Origin of the sequence: Neptuniibacter sp. QD48_55 (assembly GCF_047778115.1) — a bacterium.
Lineage (GTDB): Bacteria > Pseudomonadota > Gammaproteobacteria > Pseudomonadales > Balneatricaceae > Neptuniibacter.
This window is the reverse complement of record NZ_CP180555.1, coordinates 774,042-788,993: the sequence shown is the minus strand read 5'-3', so window position 1 is coordinate 788,993 and position 14,952 is coordinate 774,042. Positions and strand designations below refer to the sequence as shown.

The 14,952-nt window shown below is 45.0% G+C and carries 18 protein-coding genes and 1 other RNA gene; 5 read left to right on the top strand and 14 right to left on the bottom strand.

Translation table 11 applies throughout. The annotated features are described in order from the left end of the window. Positions 1-5: 5 nt before the first annotated feature. The 3 genes from mraZ to rsmI form a co-directional block, all read right to left on the bottom strand. Positions 6-461 carry a division/cell wall cluster transcriptional repressor MraZ gene (gene mraZ / locus ACMXYW_RS03500; protein WP_415900211.1) on the bottom strand — a complete coding sequence of 152 codons (456 nt, stop codon included), beginning with the start codon at positions 459-461 and terminating at the stop codon, positions 6-8. A gap of 271 nt (positions 462-732) precedes the next feature. Beyond that, an RNA gene (gene rnpB, locus ACMXYW_RS03495) (RNase P RNA component class A) lies at positions 733-1,083 on the bottom strand. 31 nt (positions 1,084-1,114) lie between these two features. Further along, positions 1,115-1,948, bottom strand: coding sequence for a 16S rRNA (cytidine(1402)-2'-O)-methyltransferase (gene rsmI / locus ACMXYW_RS03490; RefSeq protein WP_415900210.1), 834 nt, complete (start codon positions 1,946-1,948; stop codon positions 1,115-1,117). A gap of 36 nt (positions 1,949-1,984) precedes the next feature. Between rsmI and ACMXYW_RS03485 the strand changes: the two genes are divergently transcribed. The 4 genes from ACMXYW_RS03485 to ACMXYW_RS03470 are packed head-to-tail and all read left to right on the top strand — an operon-like array spanning position 1,985 to position 5,372. Next, positions 1,985-3,805 (top strand): penicillin-binding protein activator, encoded by a 1,821-nt coding sequence (locus ACMXYW_RS03485; RefSeq protein WP_415900208.1) that lies wholly within the window; start codon positions 1,985-1,987, stop codon positions 3,803-3,805. A gap of 9 nt (positions 3,806-3,814) precedes the next feature. Beyond that, complete coding sequence (locus ACMXYW_RS03480) at positions 3,815-4,174, top strand: YraN family protein (RefSeq protein ID WP_415893567.1); 360 nt, start codon at positions 3,815-3,817, stop codon at positions 4,172-4,174. Positions 4,175-4,194: 20 nt separating this feature from the next. Further along, positions 4,195-4,785 carry an SIS domain-containing protein gene (locus ACMXYW_RS03475; protein ID WP_415883626.1) on the top strand — a complete coding sequence of 197 codons (591 nt, stop codon included), beginning with the start codon at positions 4,195-4,197 and terminating at the stop codon, positions 4,783-4,785. A gap of 2 nt (positions 4,786-4,787) precedes the next feature. After that, positions 4,788-5,372, top strand: a complete 585-nt coding sequence (locus ACMXYW_RS03470) for a BON domain-containing protein (RefSeq protein WP_415902914.1) — start codon at positions 4,788-4,790, stop codon at positions 5,370-5,372. A gap of 71 nt (positions 5,373-5,443) precedes the next feature. Here the strand turns inward: ACMXYW_RS03470 and ACMXYW_RS03465 are convergent, their stop codons facing one another. The 11 genes from ACMXYW_RS03465 to ACMXYW_RS03415 form a co-directional block, all read right to left on the bottom strand. Further along, entirely contained in the window at positions 5,444-5,878 is a 435-nt protein-coding gene (locus tag ACMXYW_RS03465) for a ClpXP protease specificity-enhancing factor (protein WP_415905232.1), read from the bottom strand. Positions 5,879-5,961: 83 nt separating this feature from the next. Beyond that, on the bottom strand, positions 5,962-6,600 hold the full coding sequence (locus ACMXYW_RS03460; protein ID WP_415890413.1) for a glutathione S-transferase N-terminal domain-containing protein: 639 nt from the start codon (positions 6,598-6,600) through the stop codon (positions 5,962-5,964). 85 nt (positions 6,601-6,685) lie between these two features. Beyond that, positions 6,686-7,462: a cytochrome c1 gene (locus tag ACMXYW_RS03455; RefSeq protein WP_415883622.1), complete on the bottom strand. Its 777-nt coding sequence runs from the start codon at positions 7,460-7,462 to the stop codon at positions 6,686-6,688. After that, positions 7,462-8,709, bottom strand: a complete 1,248-nt coding sequence (locus tag ACMXYW_RS03450) for a cytochrome b (protein WP_415905231.1) — start codon at positions 8,707-8,709, stop codon at positions 7,462-7,464. The genes ACMXYW_RS03455 and ACMXYW_RS03450 overlap by 1 nt, the downstream gene beginning before the upstream one ends. Next, on the bottom strand, positions 8,709-9,311 hold the full coding sequence (gene petA / locus ACMXYW_RS03445; protein WP_415883620.1) for a ubiquinol-cytochrome c reductase iron-sulfur subunit: 603 nt from the start codon (positions 9,309-9,311) through the stop codon (positions 8,709-8,711). The genes ACMXYW_RS03450 and petA overlap by 1 nt, the downstream gene beginning before the upstream one ends. A gap of 269 nt (positions 9,312-9,580) precedes the next feature. Continuing rightward, on the bottom strand, positions 9,581-9,973 hold the full coding sequence (gene rpsI, locus ACMXYW_RS03440; RefSeq protein ID WP_286239726.1) for a 30S ribosomal protein S9: 393 nt from the start codon (positions 9,971-9,973) through the stop codon (positions 9,581-9,583). A gap of 14 nt (positions 9,974-9,987) precedes the next feature. Further along, complete coding sequence (rplM, locus tag ACMXYW_RS03435) at positions 9,988-10,416, bottom strand: 50S ribosomal protein L13 (protein ID WP_415883619.1); 429 nt, start codon at positions 10,414-10,416, stop codon at positions 9,988-9,990. Positions 10,417-10,771: 355 nt separating this feature from the next. Continuing rightward, complete coding sequence (gene zapE, locus ACMXYW_RS03430) at positions 10,772-11,884, bottom strand: cell division protein ZapE (protein WP_415905230.1); 1,113 nt, start codon at positions 11,882-11,884, stop codon at positions 10,772-10,774. A gap of 296 nt (positions 11,885-12,180) precedes the next feature. Next, entirely contained in the window at positions 12,181-12,891 is a 711-nt protein-coding gene (locus tag ACMXYW_RS03425) for an LrgB family protein (protein WP_415905229.1), read from the bottom strand. Further along, positions 12,884-13,258 carry a CidA/LrgA family protein gene (locus tag ACMXYW_RS03420; protein WP_415905228.1) on the bottom strand — a complete coding sequence of 125 codons (375 nt, stop codon included), beginning with the start codon at positions 13,256-13,258 and terminating at the stop codon, positions 12,884-12,886. Before ACMXYW_RS03420 ends, ACMXYW_RS03425 begins: the two co-directional genes overlap by 8 nt. A gap of 2 nt (positions 13,259-13,260) precedes the next feature. Further along, entirely contained in the window at positions 13,261-13,836 is a 576-nt protein-coding gene (locus ACMXYW_RS03415; protein ID WP_415905227.1) for a TMEM165/GDT1 family protein, read from the bottom strand. Positions 13,837-14,027: 191 nt separating this feature from the next. On the opposite strand from ACMXYW_RS03415, the gene galU reads away from it, so the two are divergent. Next, on the top strand, positions 14,028-14,918 hold the full coding sequence (gene galU, locus ACMXYW_RS03410) for a UTP--glucose-1-phosphate uridylyltransferase GalU (protein ID WP_415905226.1): 891 nt from the start codon (positions 14,028-14,030) through the stop codon (positions 14,916-14,918). The last annotated feature ends 34 nt before the right edge of the window (positions 14,919-14,952 follow it).

Here is a 14,952-nt window from a genome sequence, read left to right as displayed (position 1 = left end):
ATCCGCTATAGCGATAAATTTTGTAATTCTTCAGGCATTGCCATGCCACCTTCTACCTCTTGAAGATACTCTTCGCGGGTAGCTAACCATCTGGACTCACTCCAGATTTCAAACTTCTGCCCTTGCCCAAGCAACACAATTTTTTTATCGAGCTCCGCATACTCTCGAAGTGGAGCGGGCAAAAGCAATCGTCCATTTCCATCCATATCAAGATCAGTTGCATGACCAATCAGTAGACGCTGAATTCGACGCGCTGCGGGATTAAAGCTAGGCAGGCTTTCAATTTTCTCCTGAATAACTTCCCATTCTTCCAGTGGATAAAGCAGTAAACAGCGCGCTTCAGTATCAATCGTAGCCACGAGCTGACCATCGCAACACGTCGCGATTTTCTCGCGATAACGTGCCGGAATCGCCATGCGCCCCTTGGCATCCAGATTGATTTGATTAACGCCTCTAAACATTTTCGGCTCTCAAAACCCACTTAAATTACAGAAAAACCCACTTTTACCCACTTTATCCCACTAGAGCACACTATAGAAAGTAACCCCAACTAAAGCAAGGCTGAAAGCGCCGTAAATGACGGTTATCAGAGATCAAACATTAGAGAAATGCATACAAAGAGAAGCTCTCAAAAACAAAGCATCGAGAGACTGCATATAAAACAATGAATTAGGCGAATCAGACCTTTACAGGAAAAGCAGTGGACACCGCTCTTCCTGAAAAGAAAGAATAATGAGGAGTTTGCCGATAAGCCGGGTTCTGTCGTGGACAATCATTCATCTGGGATGCATATCACTATGCACCTCAAGCAACCTACCCGGTTCCAGCGCGGGTCACGCCTATAGGAACCCTATTTGGTCTTGCTCCGAGTGGGGTTTACCATGCCGTGGAGTGTTACCACCCACGCGGTGCGCTCTTACCGCACCATTTCAACCTTACCGGCATCCGAGGATGCTTAGGCGGTATATTTTCTGCTGCACTTTCCGTCGACTCGCGCCGCCCAGACGTTATCTGGCACTCTACCCTTTGGAGCCCGGACTTTCCTCCACCTTCAAAGAAGGCAGCGACTGCCTGGCAAACTCCTCGGCGCGAATTCTAACAAAAGCGAAATCAGTTAGCGATCTAAAGCCGCCTGATAAAGCACTTTTTTCTTCAAACCGGTAATTTTCGCAGCCAAAGAAGCCGCCTGACTCGCTGGCAGCTCTGCAAGAAGAATATCCAGCACCTCCAGAGCTTTAGCATCAAGTTCAGCTGCGCCTTTATTTTCTATACCGTGAACCAAAACAACAAACTCACCGCGCTGCTGATTGGAATCAGCCTCCATCCACTCTATGACAGCATCCAACTTATCCACATGGATCGTTTCATAAGTTTTAGTTAGCTCACGAGCAATACCCACAACACGCTCACCACCAAAGACTGACTGCATATCTTTCAGGGAGGCCACAATACGATGCGGAGATTCATAAAAGATCAGCGTTCGCGTTTCATCAACCAACCCCTTTAGCTGCTGCTTACGCCCGCTCGATTTATGCGGCAAAAATCCCTCAAAGATAAATCGATCTGTAGGCAAACCCGCCGCAGACAACGCAGCAATAAAAGCCACACAGCCAGGAACAGGCACAACTTTAAAACCCTGCTCTCTAACCCCCTGAACTACAACATATCCAGGGTCCGAAATTAGAGGCGTTCCAGCATCAGAAATTAGTGCAACACTGGCACCAGATTGCAACTGGTGTACAATCGTCTCAATTCGCTGGCGTTCGTTATGCTCATGGACGGAAACAAGGCGGGTATTGATACCAAAATGCGCCATCAAACGGGCACTATGACGTGTGTCCTCAGCAGCTATCAACTCAACTTGCTGCAAGACCTCAATAGCGCGAGGTGTCATATCCTGCAGATTTCCTATTGGCGTTGCTACAACGTACAGTGCGGGTTCTAACATTACAGATACCATCTTAAAACGTGGGTTGCGAAGTATATGAAATTTCAGTGGCGCCTGTCTCTTTCAGCAATTTTAATCAGCACAATTATTTCTGGTTGTTCAGTTAGTACGACATCCACGAAACCAACGCTGACTGCAGCTGAGCAAGACCAACAACGAGTAGAAAGCCTACTTAAAAAAGCGAATTCTGCAAAACCGATCAAATCTGCTCAGTATCGAGCAGACGCCGCGAAGATTTTACTTAGCCTAGACCGCAAGCAAGAAGCTGCTGCCGTACTAAGCCAAATAGACGTTGCCCTCCTAGCCCCATCTCTTCGCTTTGAGATCGCTAAACTTCAAGCTGAAGCCTCACTAGAACAAAACCAGCCTGAACAAGCCCTGCAACAGCTAGACAGATTAAATGGTTTGTCGGATCTTAAACTCCTAACCGAGCAAGAGATTCAAATTCTCGAATTGCGTGCCCAAGCATTCCAGCTACAACAGCAACATTTTAGTGAAGCTAAAGCACTTATTAGATTAAGCCAACTGCTCGACACGGACGCAGCAAAGCAAATCCTGCACGATCAAATCTGGAATAGCCTACTTAAAATTGAAGCAATCCAGCTTTCCGAGCTTATTCGTAGCGGAACTAATAGTTATCATGAGCAGGGCTGGCTAGAGCTAGCTTACGAGCTAAGCGTCAACACTCAACTAGACACACAAAACCAAGCGCTGAATAACTGGGCCGTATTATGGGAATCTCACCCAGCCCAAAAGCTACCACCTCAATCTCTTGGCGGACTAGGTGCACAGACATTCTCAGCTCAAAAAATAGCAGTACTATTGCCACTTGAAGGCAAATTAGCCAAACCTGCCAACGCCATCAAAGAAGGCATTATGATGGCTCATCTACGCAGCCAACAACCAGGCAAAACCTCTCCAGAACTGCTATTTCTGGACTCTGAAAAGATAAATACCCCGATTCAGCTGGCTTCAATCGTTAATGAGCAACAAGTCGATATGATCATCGGGCCTTTAGCTAAAGACTATGTTACAACCTTGGCTGCCGATCAGCATATCCAAGTGCCTGTACTCGCCCTAAACTACACCGATTCACCCGCTCGCGAAGGCATGTATCAATTTGGCCTTTCAGCCGAAGATGAAGCCATTCAAATTGCAGAGCGCGCATGGAAAGACGGCATACGCCGTGCCGCAGTATTAACACCAAACAGTGGCTGGGGCGAAAAAATCAACAAGGCTTTTGAAGAACACTACACAAGCCTGGGCGGCATGGTTGTCCACTCTAGTAACTTTGGGGATATCAGCGAATTCTCTGAGCATGTGAGTCAATTTTTATCCACAGATAAAAGTAAACAGCGCTACAAGAACGTAAGAAAAGTTGTTTATACCCATAAAATTGAATTTGAAGAACATCGTCGCCACGATATGGAAGCGATTATCCTCACTGCACTACCAAATGATGCTAGACAGCTAAATACTATGCTAGCGTTTAACTTTGCAGGCGACCTGCCAATTTATGCCACCTCACACGTATTCAGCGGTAGCAACAACCCTATTCAGGACCAAGACCTGAATAACGTTACTTTCCTAGGCACCCCTTGGAACCTAAAACCACCATCCCAAGACAAAGTACTTATTTCACAGCAACGAAATGACACAAACAGTCGTTTTGGTCGCTTATACGCTCTAGGCCTTGATGCTTATCGCATTCATCCTTATCTAAAACAATTAAGCGCGGTTCCTGGCACCCAGATCAACGGCGAGACAGGCCAACTCAGCATTAATAACAACGGCCTTGTTTTCAGAACGCTAACTTGGGCCCAATATAAAGATGGTATCCCACAAATTATTGAGTAAATAATATTCATGGACAGAAACAAGACCGGCAAGGACGCCGAAAAACACGCCGAAAGATTCCTCTCAAAAAACAAACTCACCCTAGTCGAACGCAATTATCATTGCCGCTTCGGCGAGATCGATCTAATCATGTTAGATCGTCGCACACTTGTCTTTATCGAAGTCCGTTACCGCAATTCAAAAAAGTATGGCGGTGCAGCAGCTTCAGTTACTACCACCAAACAACGAAAGATCATTAAAGCAGCACAACATTATTTGAGCCATAAAACGCAATTTTCTAACAATAATTGCCGATTTGATGTCATTGCTTATGAATATGATGCAGCACCAACGGAGCCGCTGTGGTATAAAGATGCCTTCAGAACTTAAGGTAAACGATTAAGGACAGCATGGAACTCGAAGACCGCATTGTCAGCCAGTTTCACAACTCAATGGAAGTCAACGCAATCACCATTGAGCAGTACACCCCACTAATTGCCCATGCTGGCGAACTTTTACTCCATTGCCTTGTCAGTGAGAACAAGATTCTCTGCTGTGCCAATGGAGCCTCCTCATCTTTAGGGCAACACTTCACCGCACTATTGATGAATAGATTTAGGCATGAGCGTCCAGGTCTACCCGCAATCAATATTAACTCAGACGGTGCTACGTTAAGCGCAATCTGTGAAGATAGCGGCTTTATGGACGCGCAAGCCAAACAGATCCATGCCTTAGGCCAACCTGGGGACATTTTATTACTGATAACACCTCACGGTCGCTCCAGCAGCCTTGTACAAGCAATACAGGCCGCCCATGATCGTGAAATGACTGTTATCGTCCTGAACGGTTCTGATGGTGGCGATATCACAGCGCTTCTCAGCCCAGAAGAGATCGAGATATGCGTACCTAGCGACGATAGTTCGCTAGTTCACCATGCGCAGTTACTAGTTTTGCACTCTTTATGCGATTTAATTGACTACCAACTTTTTGGAAGCGAATAAACATGATCAACAAAAAGACATTTAGTTTAATTGCAGGGATTAGCTTATCGCTATTAGTTACAGGCTGTTCCGATATCCTAAGTGCCGGAAGAGAAGGTCCTATTCAGGAAGACCCAGGCAATCGAACCGTTGGTTCATACATAGACGATGAAGTGATTGAAACACTATCCATGGTTAACCTTGCCAAGGGCTCAGAACAGATGCAGGCGACCAATATCAGTGTAACAAGCTATAACGGCGTTGTTCTGTTAACTGGCCAAGCACCTGCAGAAAGCGCAAGACAGGAAGCTGAACAGATCGTCAGCCAAGTACGTAAAGTACGCAAGATTCATAACGAAGTAAAAATCTCTGGCGTTTCATCCACTATCGCTCGCACTAACGACACGTGGCTAACCACAAAAGTTAAAGCAGAGCTATTAACAAACGAAGCAGTTGATGGATCTCGCATCAAGGTAGTAACTGATAGCAGCACGGTTTACCTTATGGGCCTTGTAAGCCCTCAAGAAGCTGAGAATGCTATCAATATCGTAAGAAATATCGCTGGCGTAGAGAAAATTGTAAAAGTGTTTGAATACGTTAATCGATAAGAGCCACGGTGCGTACTAACCCTTAGTACGCACCTTTAATTCTATAGGTTCAACCCTTCCACTTCCCTCAACTACTTTACAACTTTTAATGACGGCCTTTTTGACTTTGCTGGCTTTTCAGCGTCCTTAGGCTCATCCGCATCCATATCTTCTACGTTATCCAGTATTGCCAACTCCTGCGTATAGCAGTCAACACCTGGCTCACCACCAAAGCCCATACCCTGCCCATTTTCACGTGCATAGATGGCTAAGATAGCCGCCATCGGTACATATATATCCATTGGCTGGCCTGAAAAACGCGCATTAAAAGACAGCGCTCGATCATCGAGATAAAAATCCCGAACCGCTGATGGATTAATATTTAAAACAATCTGGCCATCATCAATAAACTGCGTAGGAACAGTAACATCATCCTGCGTAGCATCTACCAAAAGATGAGGTGTTAAATCACAATCCAATAACCAGTCATACAGTGCTTTAACAAGATAAGGGCGACTCGGCTTCATTTCTTTATCCAAACATTTAACAAAATTACGACATAAAAAAAGGGATGAAACATCATCCCTTTTTTAACTTTACTACGAAACAATTAATCGCGCATTTCACGCTCTGCTTCTGACAAGCTCATTTGGAAAGATTCACGCTCAAATAAGCGCTCCATATACTTAACCAAAGGCTTGCACTGATCTTCTGGAAGATCGATACCCAACAACGGCAAACGCCACAATAGTGGAGCTAGGCAGCAATCAACCAAAGTAAACTCTTCACTCATGAAGAAAGGCTTATCAGCAAAGATAGGTGAAATCGTAATCAAGCTATCACGTAGCTCTTTACGAACCTCTTCTGCTGTATCTTCATCATCAGCCATCGCAGCTTCAATGATTTTATCCGCAAGATCACACCAGTCACGCTGGATGCGATACATGTATAGTCGGCTTTCCGCACGAGCTACAGGATAAACAGGCAATAGCGGAGGATGCGGGAAGCGCTCATCAAGATATTCCATCATCACATTTGGCTCATAAAGAACCAAATCGCGATCCAACAAAGTTGGCAGGCTATTGTACGGATTCATTGAAGTTAGATCTTCAGGAAGATTACCTTCATCACAATCATGAATCTCTACAGCAACACCCTTTTCTGCCAGGACGATACGAACTCGATGGCTATACTGGTCCTCGCCATTAGAGTAGAAGGACATGGAAGAACGTTTTGCCACAACACCCATTAAGAATACCCCTTATTAGAAACAGATACGCGGCCCCTTAAAAAAGAGGCCGCGTTTTAAAGCTCACGATTATATCGTAAAGCTATTAGTGTACATCTCTCCAGAATTCTTTCTTCAGCGCATACGCAAGGAAGAAGAATAGGAACAAGAAGATCAACACGTAAGTACCGATACGCTGAGAATCCAACTTAGATGGCTCACCCATGTAAACCATGAAGTTAACTAGATCATATACTAGCGCATCAAACTCTTCTGGAGATAGCTCACCAGTGCCCTTCTTAACAGAAGTACAGCTAGTTAGCGGCTTGTTAGTTAGAGGATCAATACCCTCACCACGCAAACCATGAGCGTTCATTTCTTCCCAAGAACAGCTTGCAACAACTTCACCCTGAAGTGGGCCAAGTACGTTCGGCATACCAACGTCTTTGAACACTGCGTTGTTCACGCCCCATGGACGAGACTCATCAGCATAGAAACTACGTAGGTAAGTGTACAACCAATCTGGACCACGAAGACGCGCTTCTAGCGTAAGATCTGGTGGAGGGTTACCAAACCACTTACCAGCATCGCCTTTATCCATAGAGATAGTCATCTGCTCACCCACTTTGTGATCACCAAAGATCAAGTGCTCAGCAACAAGCTCTGGATTCATGCCTAGATCTAGTGCAGCACGCTCATAACGCTGATATTCAGCAGAGTGACAGCCCAAGCAGTAGTTTACAAACGTTTGCATACCACGCTGCAAAGATGCTTGGTTATGTAGATCTACATCCATCTCATCAAGGTGGCCTTTAGCACCACCAGCAGCGCTTGCAGCCATCGGCAGCGCCGCCATTACTAATGCAATAAGAAACTTTTTCATTAGCCTGTAACCCTTTCTGGAACCGGTTTAGTTTTTTCCATCTTGGTGTAGAACGGCATCAGGAAGAAGTATGCGAAGTAAAGCGCAGTACAGATCTGAGCCGCTAGCGTACGACCTGGAGTAGATGCAACCACACCCAAGTAACCCAGGATTACGAAGCTTACACAGAAGATAACCAACCACAGTTTACTCATCCAACCTTTGTAACGGATAGATTTAACTGGGCTACGGTCCAACCAAGGAAGCACAAACAAGATAGCAATCGCTGCACCCATCACAACAACACCTGGGAACTGAGAACCTAGGATTGGTGGGATAGCACGTAGCATTGCGTAGAATGGCGTGAAGTACCATACAGGCGCGATATGCTCAGGTGTTTTCAGCGGGTTAGCTGGCTCAAAGTTTGGCGCTTCAATGAAGTAGCCACCACCTTCTGGGAAGAAGAAGACTACTGCACAGAAAACAAATAGGAACACAACCACACCTACAATGTCTTTAACAGAGTAGTAAGGGTGGAATGGGATACCGTCAACAGGTACACCGTTCTCATCTTTGTTATCTTTAATTTCGATACCGTCTGGGTTGTTAGAACCCACTTCGTGTAGCGCGATAATGTGCAGAACAACCAATGCCAAAAGAACGATTGGTAGAGCAATTACGTGCAGAGAGAAGAAACGGTTTAGAGTAATACCAGAGATCAGGTAGTCACCACGGATCCATTCAGCTAGTTCTGGACCAACATATGGTACAGCAGCGAATAGAGATACGATTACCTGTGCACCCCAGTAAGACATCTGACCCCATGGCAATAGGTAGCCCATGAAGGCTTCAGCCATAAGCGCTAGGTAGATTGTCATACCAAATAGCCATACAAGTTCACGAGGCTTACGGTAAGAACCGTACATCATGCCACGAAGCATGTGCAGGTAAACAACTACGAAGAATGCAGACGCACCGGTAGAGTGCATATAGCGCAGCAACCAGCCGTATTCAACATCACGCATGATGTATTCGATAGAATCAAACGCACCTTCCGCAGAAGGGTTGTAAGACATAGTTAGCCAGATACCCGTTAGGATCTGGTTAACAAGCACTAGAAGCGCCAATGAACCAAAGAAGTACCAGAAGTTAAAGTTCTTTGGAGCGTAGTATTTAGATAGGTGATCTTCCCACATAGCTGTAGCTGGGAAACGATCATCAATCCAACCCATGATACCCGGGTTACCTTTGTTACGAGAACCAGCCATTATGCAGTCTCCTGATCAATACCTACGATGATCACATTTTCGCTCTCATAGTGATGAGGCGGGATCACAAGGTTACTTGGAGCCGGGGAACCGTTCATTACACGACCAGAAAGGTCAAAACGTGAACCGTGACATGGGCAGTAATAACCACCAACCCAATCTTCACCCTGACCAGATGTAACACCTACTTCAGGAAGATAAGTTGGAGAACAACCTAGGTGAGTACAAATACCTACCAATACAGCGATATCTTCACGTAGAGAACGCGCAGGAGTTTTTGGAATGTAATCAGGCTGCTGTGCAGGGTTATCCGATTTTGGATCCTGCAAGTTGCTATCTAGCTTAGCCAGATTAGCCAATGCTTCTTCGCCACGACGAACGATCCACACAGGCTTACCACGCCAGCTAGCAATCACCTGCTGACCCGGTTCCAGTTTACTTACATCCACCTTGACTGGTGCGCCGGCAGTTCTTGCCTTCGCACTCGGCGTCCAGGAAGCTACGAATGGGACAGCTGCTCCTACAGCACCAACCGCACCAACTGCGGATGTAGCACCGATTAGGAGACGGCGCCGACCCTTATTCACGCCATCATTGCTCATTAAGTTATCTCCCCTCAATCGACCTTATTTTATATCTCTGCAGGTGCAAAAATACTCTGGCCGCTAAGAATTTTATAGCTACGGAAATCTGTATCTTAAAAATGGCCCAAATAGTAAAGAAATTACCCCTTTCTTACAAGGTGAATTACTTATTTTTCGCCGTACTTTAGGCCAATGTATTGATATAACGCAGTGCAAAAAAAACGCCCGCCCCGACAAAGGGGCAGGCGCTTTTTCTGAATCCAAAATCTTTCGAAAAAGACGTTGAATTAACGCTTGGAGAACTGTGGCTTCTTACGTGCTTTACGTAGACCAACTTTCTTACGTTCAACCATACGAGCGTCACGAGTAACGTAACCTGCTTCACGTAGAGCTGGACGAAGCGTTTCATCAAATTCCATTAGTGCACGAGTGATACCGTGACGGATAGCGCCAGCTTGACCGAAGCCGCCGCCGCCTTTAACAGTAACAACAACGTCGAACGCTTCAAGATTGTTAGTAAGCTCTAGAGGCTGACGAACGATCATGCGTGCAGTTTCACGACCGAAGTATTCTTCGATAGTGCGGTTGTTGATAGTGATAGCACCTGTACCTGGACGCAGGAAAACACGTGCTGTAGAAGTTTTACGACGACCTGTACCGTAATACTGTGTAGTAGACATGATTATCCTTCCCCTTAAACGTTAAGTTCTTTAGGCTGCTGAGCCTGATGCGGATGTTCTGCACCAGCGTAAACTTTCAGCTTCGCATACATAGCGCGACCTAGTGGACCTTTTGGTAGCATGCCTTTAACAGCAAGCTCGATAGTGCGCTCAGGGAAAGTTTCTACCATCTTCTCGAAAGAAGCTTCTTTCAAGCCACCTGGGAAACCAGTGTGGTGGTAGTAAGTTTTATCTTTACGCTTGTTACCAGTAACGCCTACTTTTTCAGCGTTAACAACTACGATGTAGTCACCAGTATCAACGTGTGGAGTGTATTCTGGCTTATGCTTACCACGTAGACGACGTGCAATTTCAGTAGCCAGACGACCCAGAGTTTTACCTTCTGCGTCAACAACGTACCAGTCGCGTTTTACTTCGGCTGGCTTAGCGACGAATGTTTTCATCTGTATAGCCTTTCAACTTTACTCAGATCTCGTTGATTTTATTAATAAAATCGCCCGATCTGACTTATAATTATTTGTTGCTCCAAATTGATTAGAACAACTCTCTTCTGCCCAAAATTTAAGCAAGCCTAAACTTGGGAGCGCGCATTATATATATCAACACCATTGCCCGCAAGTTAAAATCTAAATAAAACCTCAAACATTCGACACTAGAAGCGTCTCCTACAAGTTCAAAATTCAACATTGTTGAGCGTTGTCATGCCCTGCCCGTCAACAATACAAACAACCTGTGGGAGCGGCATCTTGCCGCGAAAAAAAGCACCCTAAGGTGCTTTTTTTGATAATTACACAAAGCCTATGCTCTATGCTCACGCGCTAGATATTCATGAGACTGCATCTCAAGTAAACGACTTTGAGTTCGCTCAATTTCGAATTCCAAACGCCCTTCTGAATAAATCTCATGAATTGGCTTTTCAGCACTGATAATCAACTTAACGCCACTATCATAGAATTCATCGACCATGTTGATGAAGCGACGAGCGGCATCATCATTGGAGCGACCCAGCTGCGGCACATTACCCACCATCACAGCATGGAATATTTTGCCCAGTTCAATGTAGTCATTCTGAGAGCGAGGACCTTCGCAAAGCTCTTTAAAGTCAAACCACACCACGTCTTCACAACAGCGGCGAGTTTGCATATCACGACCATTAATATCCAGAACCTCGGCTTCAACCACCTCTTCTAGATCTGGCGCAAGACTTTCAAAACTGCGGTTTAAACTCTTATCTGCTTCAGCATCTAACGGATAGTGGTAAAGCTCTGCCTGCTCTAAAGCACGTAAACGATAGTCTACGCCACCATCAACATTCACAACTTCAGTATAACGATTCAGCATATCGATCGCTGGCAAGAAGCGAGCACGCTGCAAACCATCTTTATATAGCCCATCAGGTACAATATTGGATGTCGCCACTAGAGCCACACCGTTCTTGAATAGTTCTTGCAACAAGCCGCCCAAAATCATGGCGTCAGTTATATCCGTAACAAAGAACTCATCAAAACAGATAATTCGTGCTTCTTGCGCGTATTTCTTACCAATCTCCACCAGCGGATTAGGAGTACCGTCAAGCTCTTTTAGCTCGGCATGTACACGCTGCATAAAACGGTGGAAGTGGGTACGCATCTTCTGTTCGAACGGAAGACTGTCGTAAAAAGTATCCATCAGGTAAGTCTTACCACGACCTACACCACCCCAGAAGTACAAGCCTTTTACCGGCTCTTTCGGCTCCGGCTTTTTCAGCTTACTCTTCAAGCGCCCCATTAAACCGACTTTAGGCTCTTCTGCCTTAACCGCTACAAGATCGTCATATAAACGCTGAAGATGCTCAACAGCCATCTCTTGGGCTGGATCATAAGAGAAATCATCGCGCTTGAGGTCTTGCTTGTATCTTTCTAATGGAGTCATGAGATTTGCCAATTTGATCTACTTTTTAACCTGCGCGAACTTTACCGGCGAAAGCATCATTTAGCAAATGCAACATAAGGAGGGGTGTTACTAGGAAACATTTCAATTCAGTGGATAAAGTACAATACAGCTAGAAAGGTTTTTTCAGCGCAGATACGACTCCCAGAGATGCTCATTTTTAGGCTGTATCGTAGGATAGGTTTCTAGACTAAATAAATTTCGGTGCAGGATGCACCTCCTACAATAAAACTTTCTTTGTAGGAGCGGCATCTTGCCGCGATAAGATACTCTTGCAACTACAACCCCAACAAAGGCACCAAAACCGGTAGCATAAACGCAGTAAAAGCCCCAGTCATACCCATAGCCAAGCCACCGAATGCACCTGCAACCATCCCGTACTCAAAAGCAAATGCAGTACCCATCGCATGAGCACCAACACCTAAAACAAAGCCTTTTACAGACTCATCTTTAATACCTAGCAGACGATAAACAAACGGCGCGATCAAGCAGCCCATAGCACCTGTAATGAGAACAAGTCCGGCAGCCAAAGAAGGAAAACCGCCCATTTTTTCAGCTACCGCAATTGCGATTGGAGAAGTAACCGATTTAGGTGCCAAGGTTAATAGCAACTCATCACTCAACCCAAAAGCTACACCGATGAGAATTGCTGAACTCGCGGCTACAACAACTCCTACAACACAACCTACCAGTAGAGGCACCAGCAACCGCTTAACAGTCGCTAGGTTGTCATATAAGGGCACCGCCAACGCCACCACAGCAGGACCTAATAGTAAGTGAATATACTGCCCACCCTGCATATAGGTCGCATAGTCCGTTTCAGTTAGCTTTAGAACAACAATAATCAGAGAGAGCGATACCAATACAGGATGTAAAAACGGAGTTTTTCCTGCTTTTGCATTTATCCAGGACGCACATAAAAAAACTACTAGCGTCAAGACAAGCCATAGCACTGGAAATACTTGAAAATGAGACCACAATTCAAGCATCGTCATCTCCTAAATCCTGCTTAGCACTCGCCTTTTCTTTCGAGAGCACCTTCAACAAAAAAGCCACAACAAACATGGTTATCAAAGTACTTACAAATAACGATACCATCAGCTCCAGCCAATAATCGGAAAGCACTCCAAAATAGTTCATCAACCCCACACCTGCTGGCACTAAAAGCAATGGCAGCACTTTCAGCAACCCCTCAGCTGTTACACGCAGCCCTTCTGGCACCTCACCTCGAATAATCAACCCTACCAGCAACAAAACCATGCCAACCACTGAGCCAGGAATAGGAACAATTGCAGCCGTAACGATGAGCTCCCCAACCAACTGACATACCAACAAAATAAGAAAACCCTGGATCATATCTACATCACCAATTGTGCTAACTGCCAAAAAGCAACTAAAGCAAAACCAATAAATAAAACACCGGCTGCCCGATGAATCCAAATAACAGACAGTCGTTGAAGTAAGAATTGCCCCAACCAAACTCCCAGCAACGTCGTCACCAACAACGCAGATGTTCCCGAAAGCCAAACAATCCATGCATTCTCTACAGCAGATAGTCCCGCTATAGATAACTGCGTTTTATCACCCAATTCAGCTAGAAATATCAATACAAATACAGACAGAAGCAGATGCCTACCAATATTAAGCTCCCCCTCCTCTTCATCATCTTCAACACGTAAGGACTGAACACCAAAGACCAAAAACAGCGTTCCGACCAGCGCAAAGATTGCAGCCTGAGGCAGATAAACACTAATGGTTGCGCCAAACAAAACGGCCAATAGGTTCAATACTGAAAACGCAGCCACCGCGCCAATTAAAACCGGAACAGGCTTATATCTAGCCGACAAAGTCATGCAAACCAACTGACTTTTATCACCGAATTCAGCAAGAAAAATAAGAAGAAACACTTTAAGAAAAGGCTCAATCAGATCCATATTTAACTCTACAACATAATTAGACCGAGCATACTAACACTAAATCTTATTAGAAAAACTTCACCATCAAGTCAATCAAACCAGAGCTTTATCTAAAGACAAAAATCACTTCACTCTCTTAACAACCATAGCGCACAAGCATGTTATTATGTGATTAAGAATGGCGTTCAGACAAAAGGATCTTTTTTTCTATGACAAAAAATATAACCAAAGCGGTAATACCTGTAGCTGGCTTAGGCACTCGGGTACTTCCTGCAAGTAAAGCGATTCCAAAAGAGATGATGCCTGTTGTAGACAAACCTGTGATACAGCACGTCATAGAAGAAGCTGTAGCCGCAGGAATTAAAGACATTGTTTTAGTTACACGATCAGGCAAAGCATCTATAGAAGACCACTTTGATTGTCATTACGAACTAGAAACCGAATTAGAACGAAAAGGCAAAACAGCCATTCTAGAATCGGTAAAGGACATCCTTCCATCCGATGTATCCATCAGCGCAGTACGCCAAGACAAAGCGCTTGGATTAGGCCACGCTGTTCTTTGCGCTGCACCAATTATCGGAAGTGAAGACTTTGCAGTTTTACTTCCAGATATGCTAATTAATTGCCACGGTTTACCACAAACAGACCTATCAGCAATGGTAGATAATTATCAAAGCACTGGCTGCGGCCAAATCATGGTAGAACCTGTACCAATGGAACATGTAGATCGATACGGAGTAGTTGATTGTTCTGGTGTTGAAATTTCTACTGGGCAATCTGCAAATATTTCTCGCATGATTGAAAAACCACCTGTAGATGAAGCCCCGTCAAACCTAACAATTAACGGCCGCTACATTTTACCAGCGCGCATAATGGAACTACTCAAGGACACAAAACCTGGCGCCGGCGGAGAAATCCAACTTACAGATGCCATTGCCGACTACCTAAATGAAGGTAACCTACAAGCATTCCATATGAGCGGAAAAACTTACGATTGTGGTAACAAAGCCGGTTACCTACAAGCGAATGTTATTTATGGTCTTCAACACGAAGAAACCGCCAACAGCTTAAAAACATTTATCAAAGAGCTTGGTATATAAAGAAACTAGAGCATAAAAGCGCGCCTCTTACCAC

Excerpts from the sequence above, each read along its gene's own strand:
- mraZ (WP_415900211.1), bottom strand. The coding sequence starts at position 461 with ATGTTTAGAGGCGTTAATCAAATCAATCTGGATGCCAAGGGGCGCATG.
- rsmI (WP_415900210.1), bottom strand. The coding sequence starts at position 1,948 with ATGTTAGAACCCGCACTGTACGTTGTAGCAACGCCAATAGGAAATCTG.
- ACMXYW_RS03485 (WP_415900208.1), top strand. The coding sequence starts at position 1,985 with ATGAAATTTCAGTGGCGCCTGTCTCTTTCAGCAATTTTAATCAGCACA.
- ACMXYW_RS03480 (WP_415893567.1), top strand. The coding sequence starts at position 3,815 with ATGGACAGAAACAAGACCGGCAAGGACGCCGAAAAACACGCCGAAAGA.
- ACMXYW_RS03475 (WP_415883626.1), top strand. The coding sequence starts at position 4,195 with ATGGAACTCGAAGACCGCATTGTCAGCCAGTTTCACAACTCAATGGAA.
- ACMXYW_RS03470 (WP_415902914.1), top strand. The coding sequence starts at position 4,788 with ATGATCAACAAAAAGACATTTAGTTTAATTGCAGGGATTAGCTTATCG.
- ACMXYW_RS03465 (WP_415905232.1), bottom strand. The coding sequence starts at position 5,878 with ATGAAGCCGAGTCGCCCTTATCTTGTTAAAGCACTGTATGACTGGTTA.
- ACMXYW_RS03460 (WP_415890413.1), bottom strand. The coding sequence starts at position 6,600 with ATGGGTGTTGTGGCAAAACGTTCTTCCATGTCCTTCTACTCTAATGGC.
- ACMXYW_RS03455 (WP_415883622.1), bottom strand. The coding sequence starts at position 7,462 with ATGAAAAAGTTTCTTATTGCATTAGTAATGGCGGCGCTGCCGATGGCT.
- ACMXYW_RS03450 (WP_415905231.1), bottom strand. The coding sequence starts at position 8,709 with ATGGCTGGTTCTCGTAACAAAGGTAACCCGGGTATCATGGGTTGGATT.
- petA (WP_415883620.1), bottom strand. The coding sequence starts at position 9,311 with ATGAGCAATGATGGCGTGAATAAGGGTCGGCGCCGTCTCCTAATCGGT.
- rpsI (WP_286239726.1), bottom strand. The coding sequence starts at position 9,973 with ATGTCTACTACACAGTATTACGGTACAGGTCGTCGTAAAACTTCTACA.
- rplM (WP_415883619.1), bottom strand. The coding sequence starts at position 10,416 with ATGAAAACATTCGTCGCTAAGCCAGCCGAAGTAAAACGCGACTGGTAC.
- zapE (WP_415905230.1), bottom strand. The coding sequence starts at position 11,884 with ATGACTCCATTAGAAAGATACAAGCAAGACCTCAAGCGCGATGATTTC.
- ACMXYW_RS03425 (WP_415905229.1), bottom strand. The coding sequence starts at position 12,891 with ATGCTTGAATTGTGGTCTCATTTTCAAGTATTTCCAGTGCTATGGCTT.
- ACMXYW_RS03420 (WP_415905228.1), bottom strand. The coding sequence starts at position 13,258 with ATGATCCAGGGTTTTCTTATTTTGTTGGTATGTCAGTTGGTTGGGGAG.
- ACMXYW_RS03415 (WP_415905227.1), bottom strand. The coding sequence starts at position 13,836 with ATGGATCTGATTGAGCCTTTTCTTAAAGTGTTTCTTCTTATTTTTCTT.
- galU (WP_415905226.1), top strand. The coding sequence starts at position 14,028 with ATGACAAAAAATATAACCAAAGCGGTAATACCTGTAGCTGGCTTAGGC.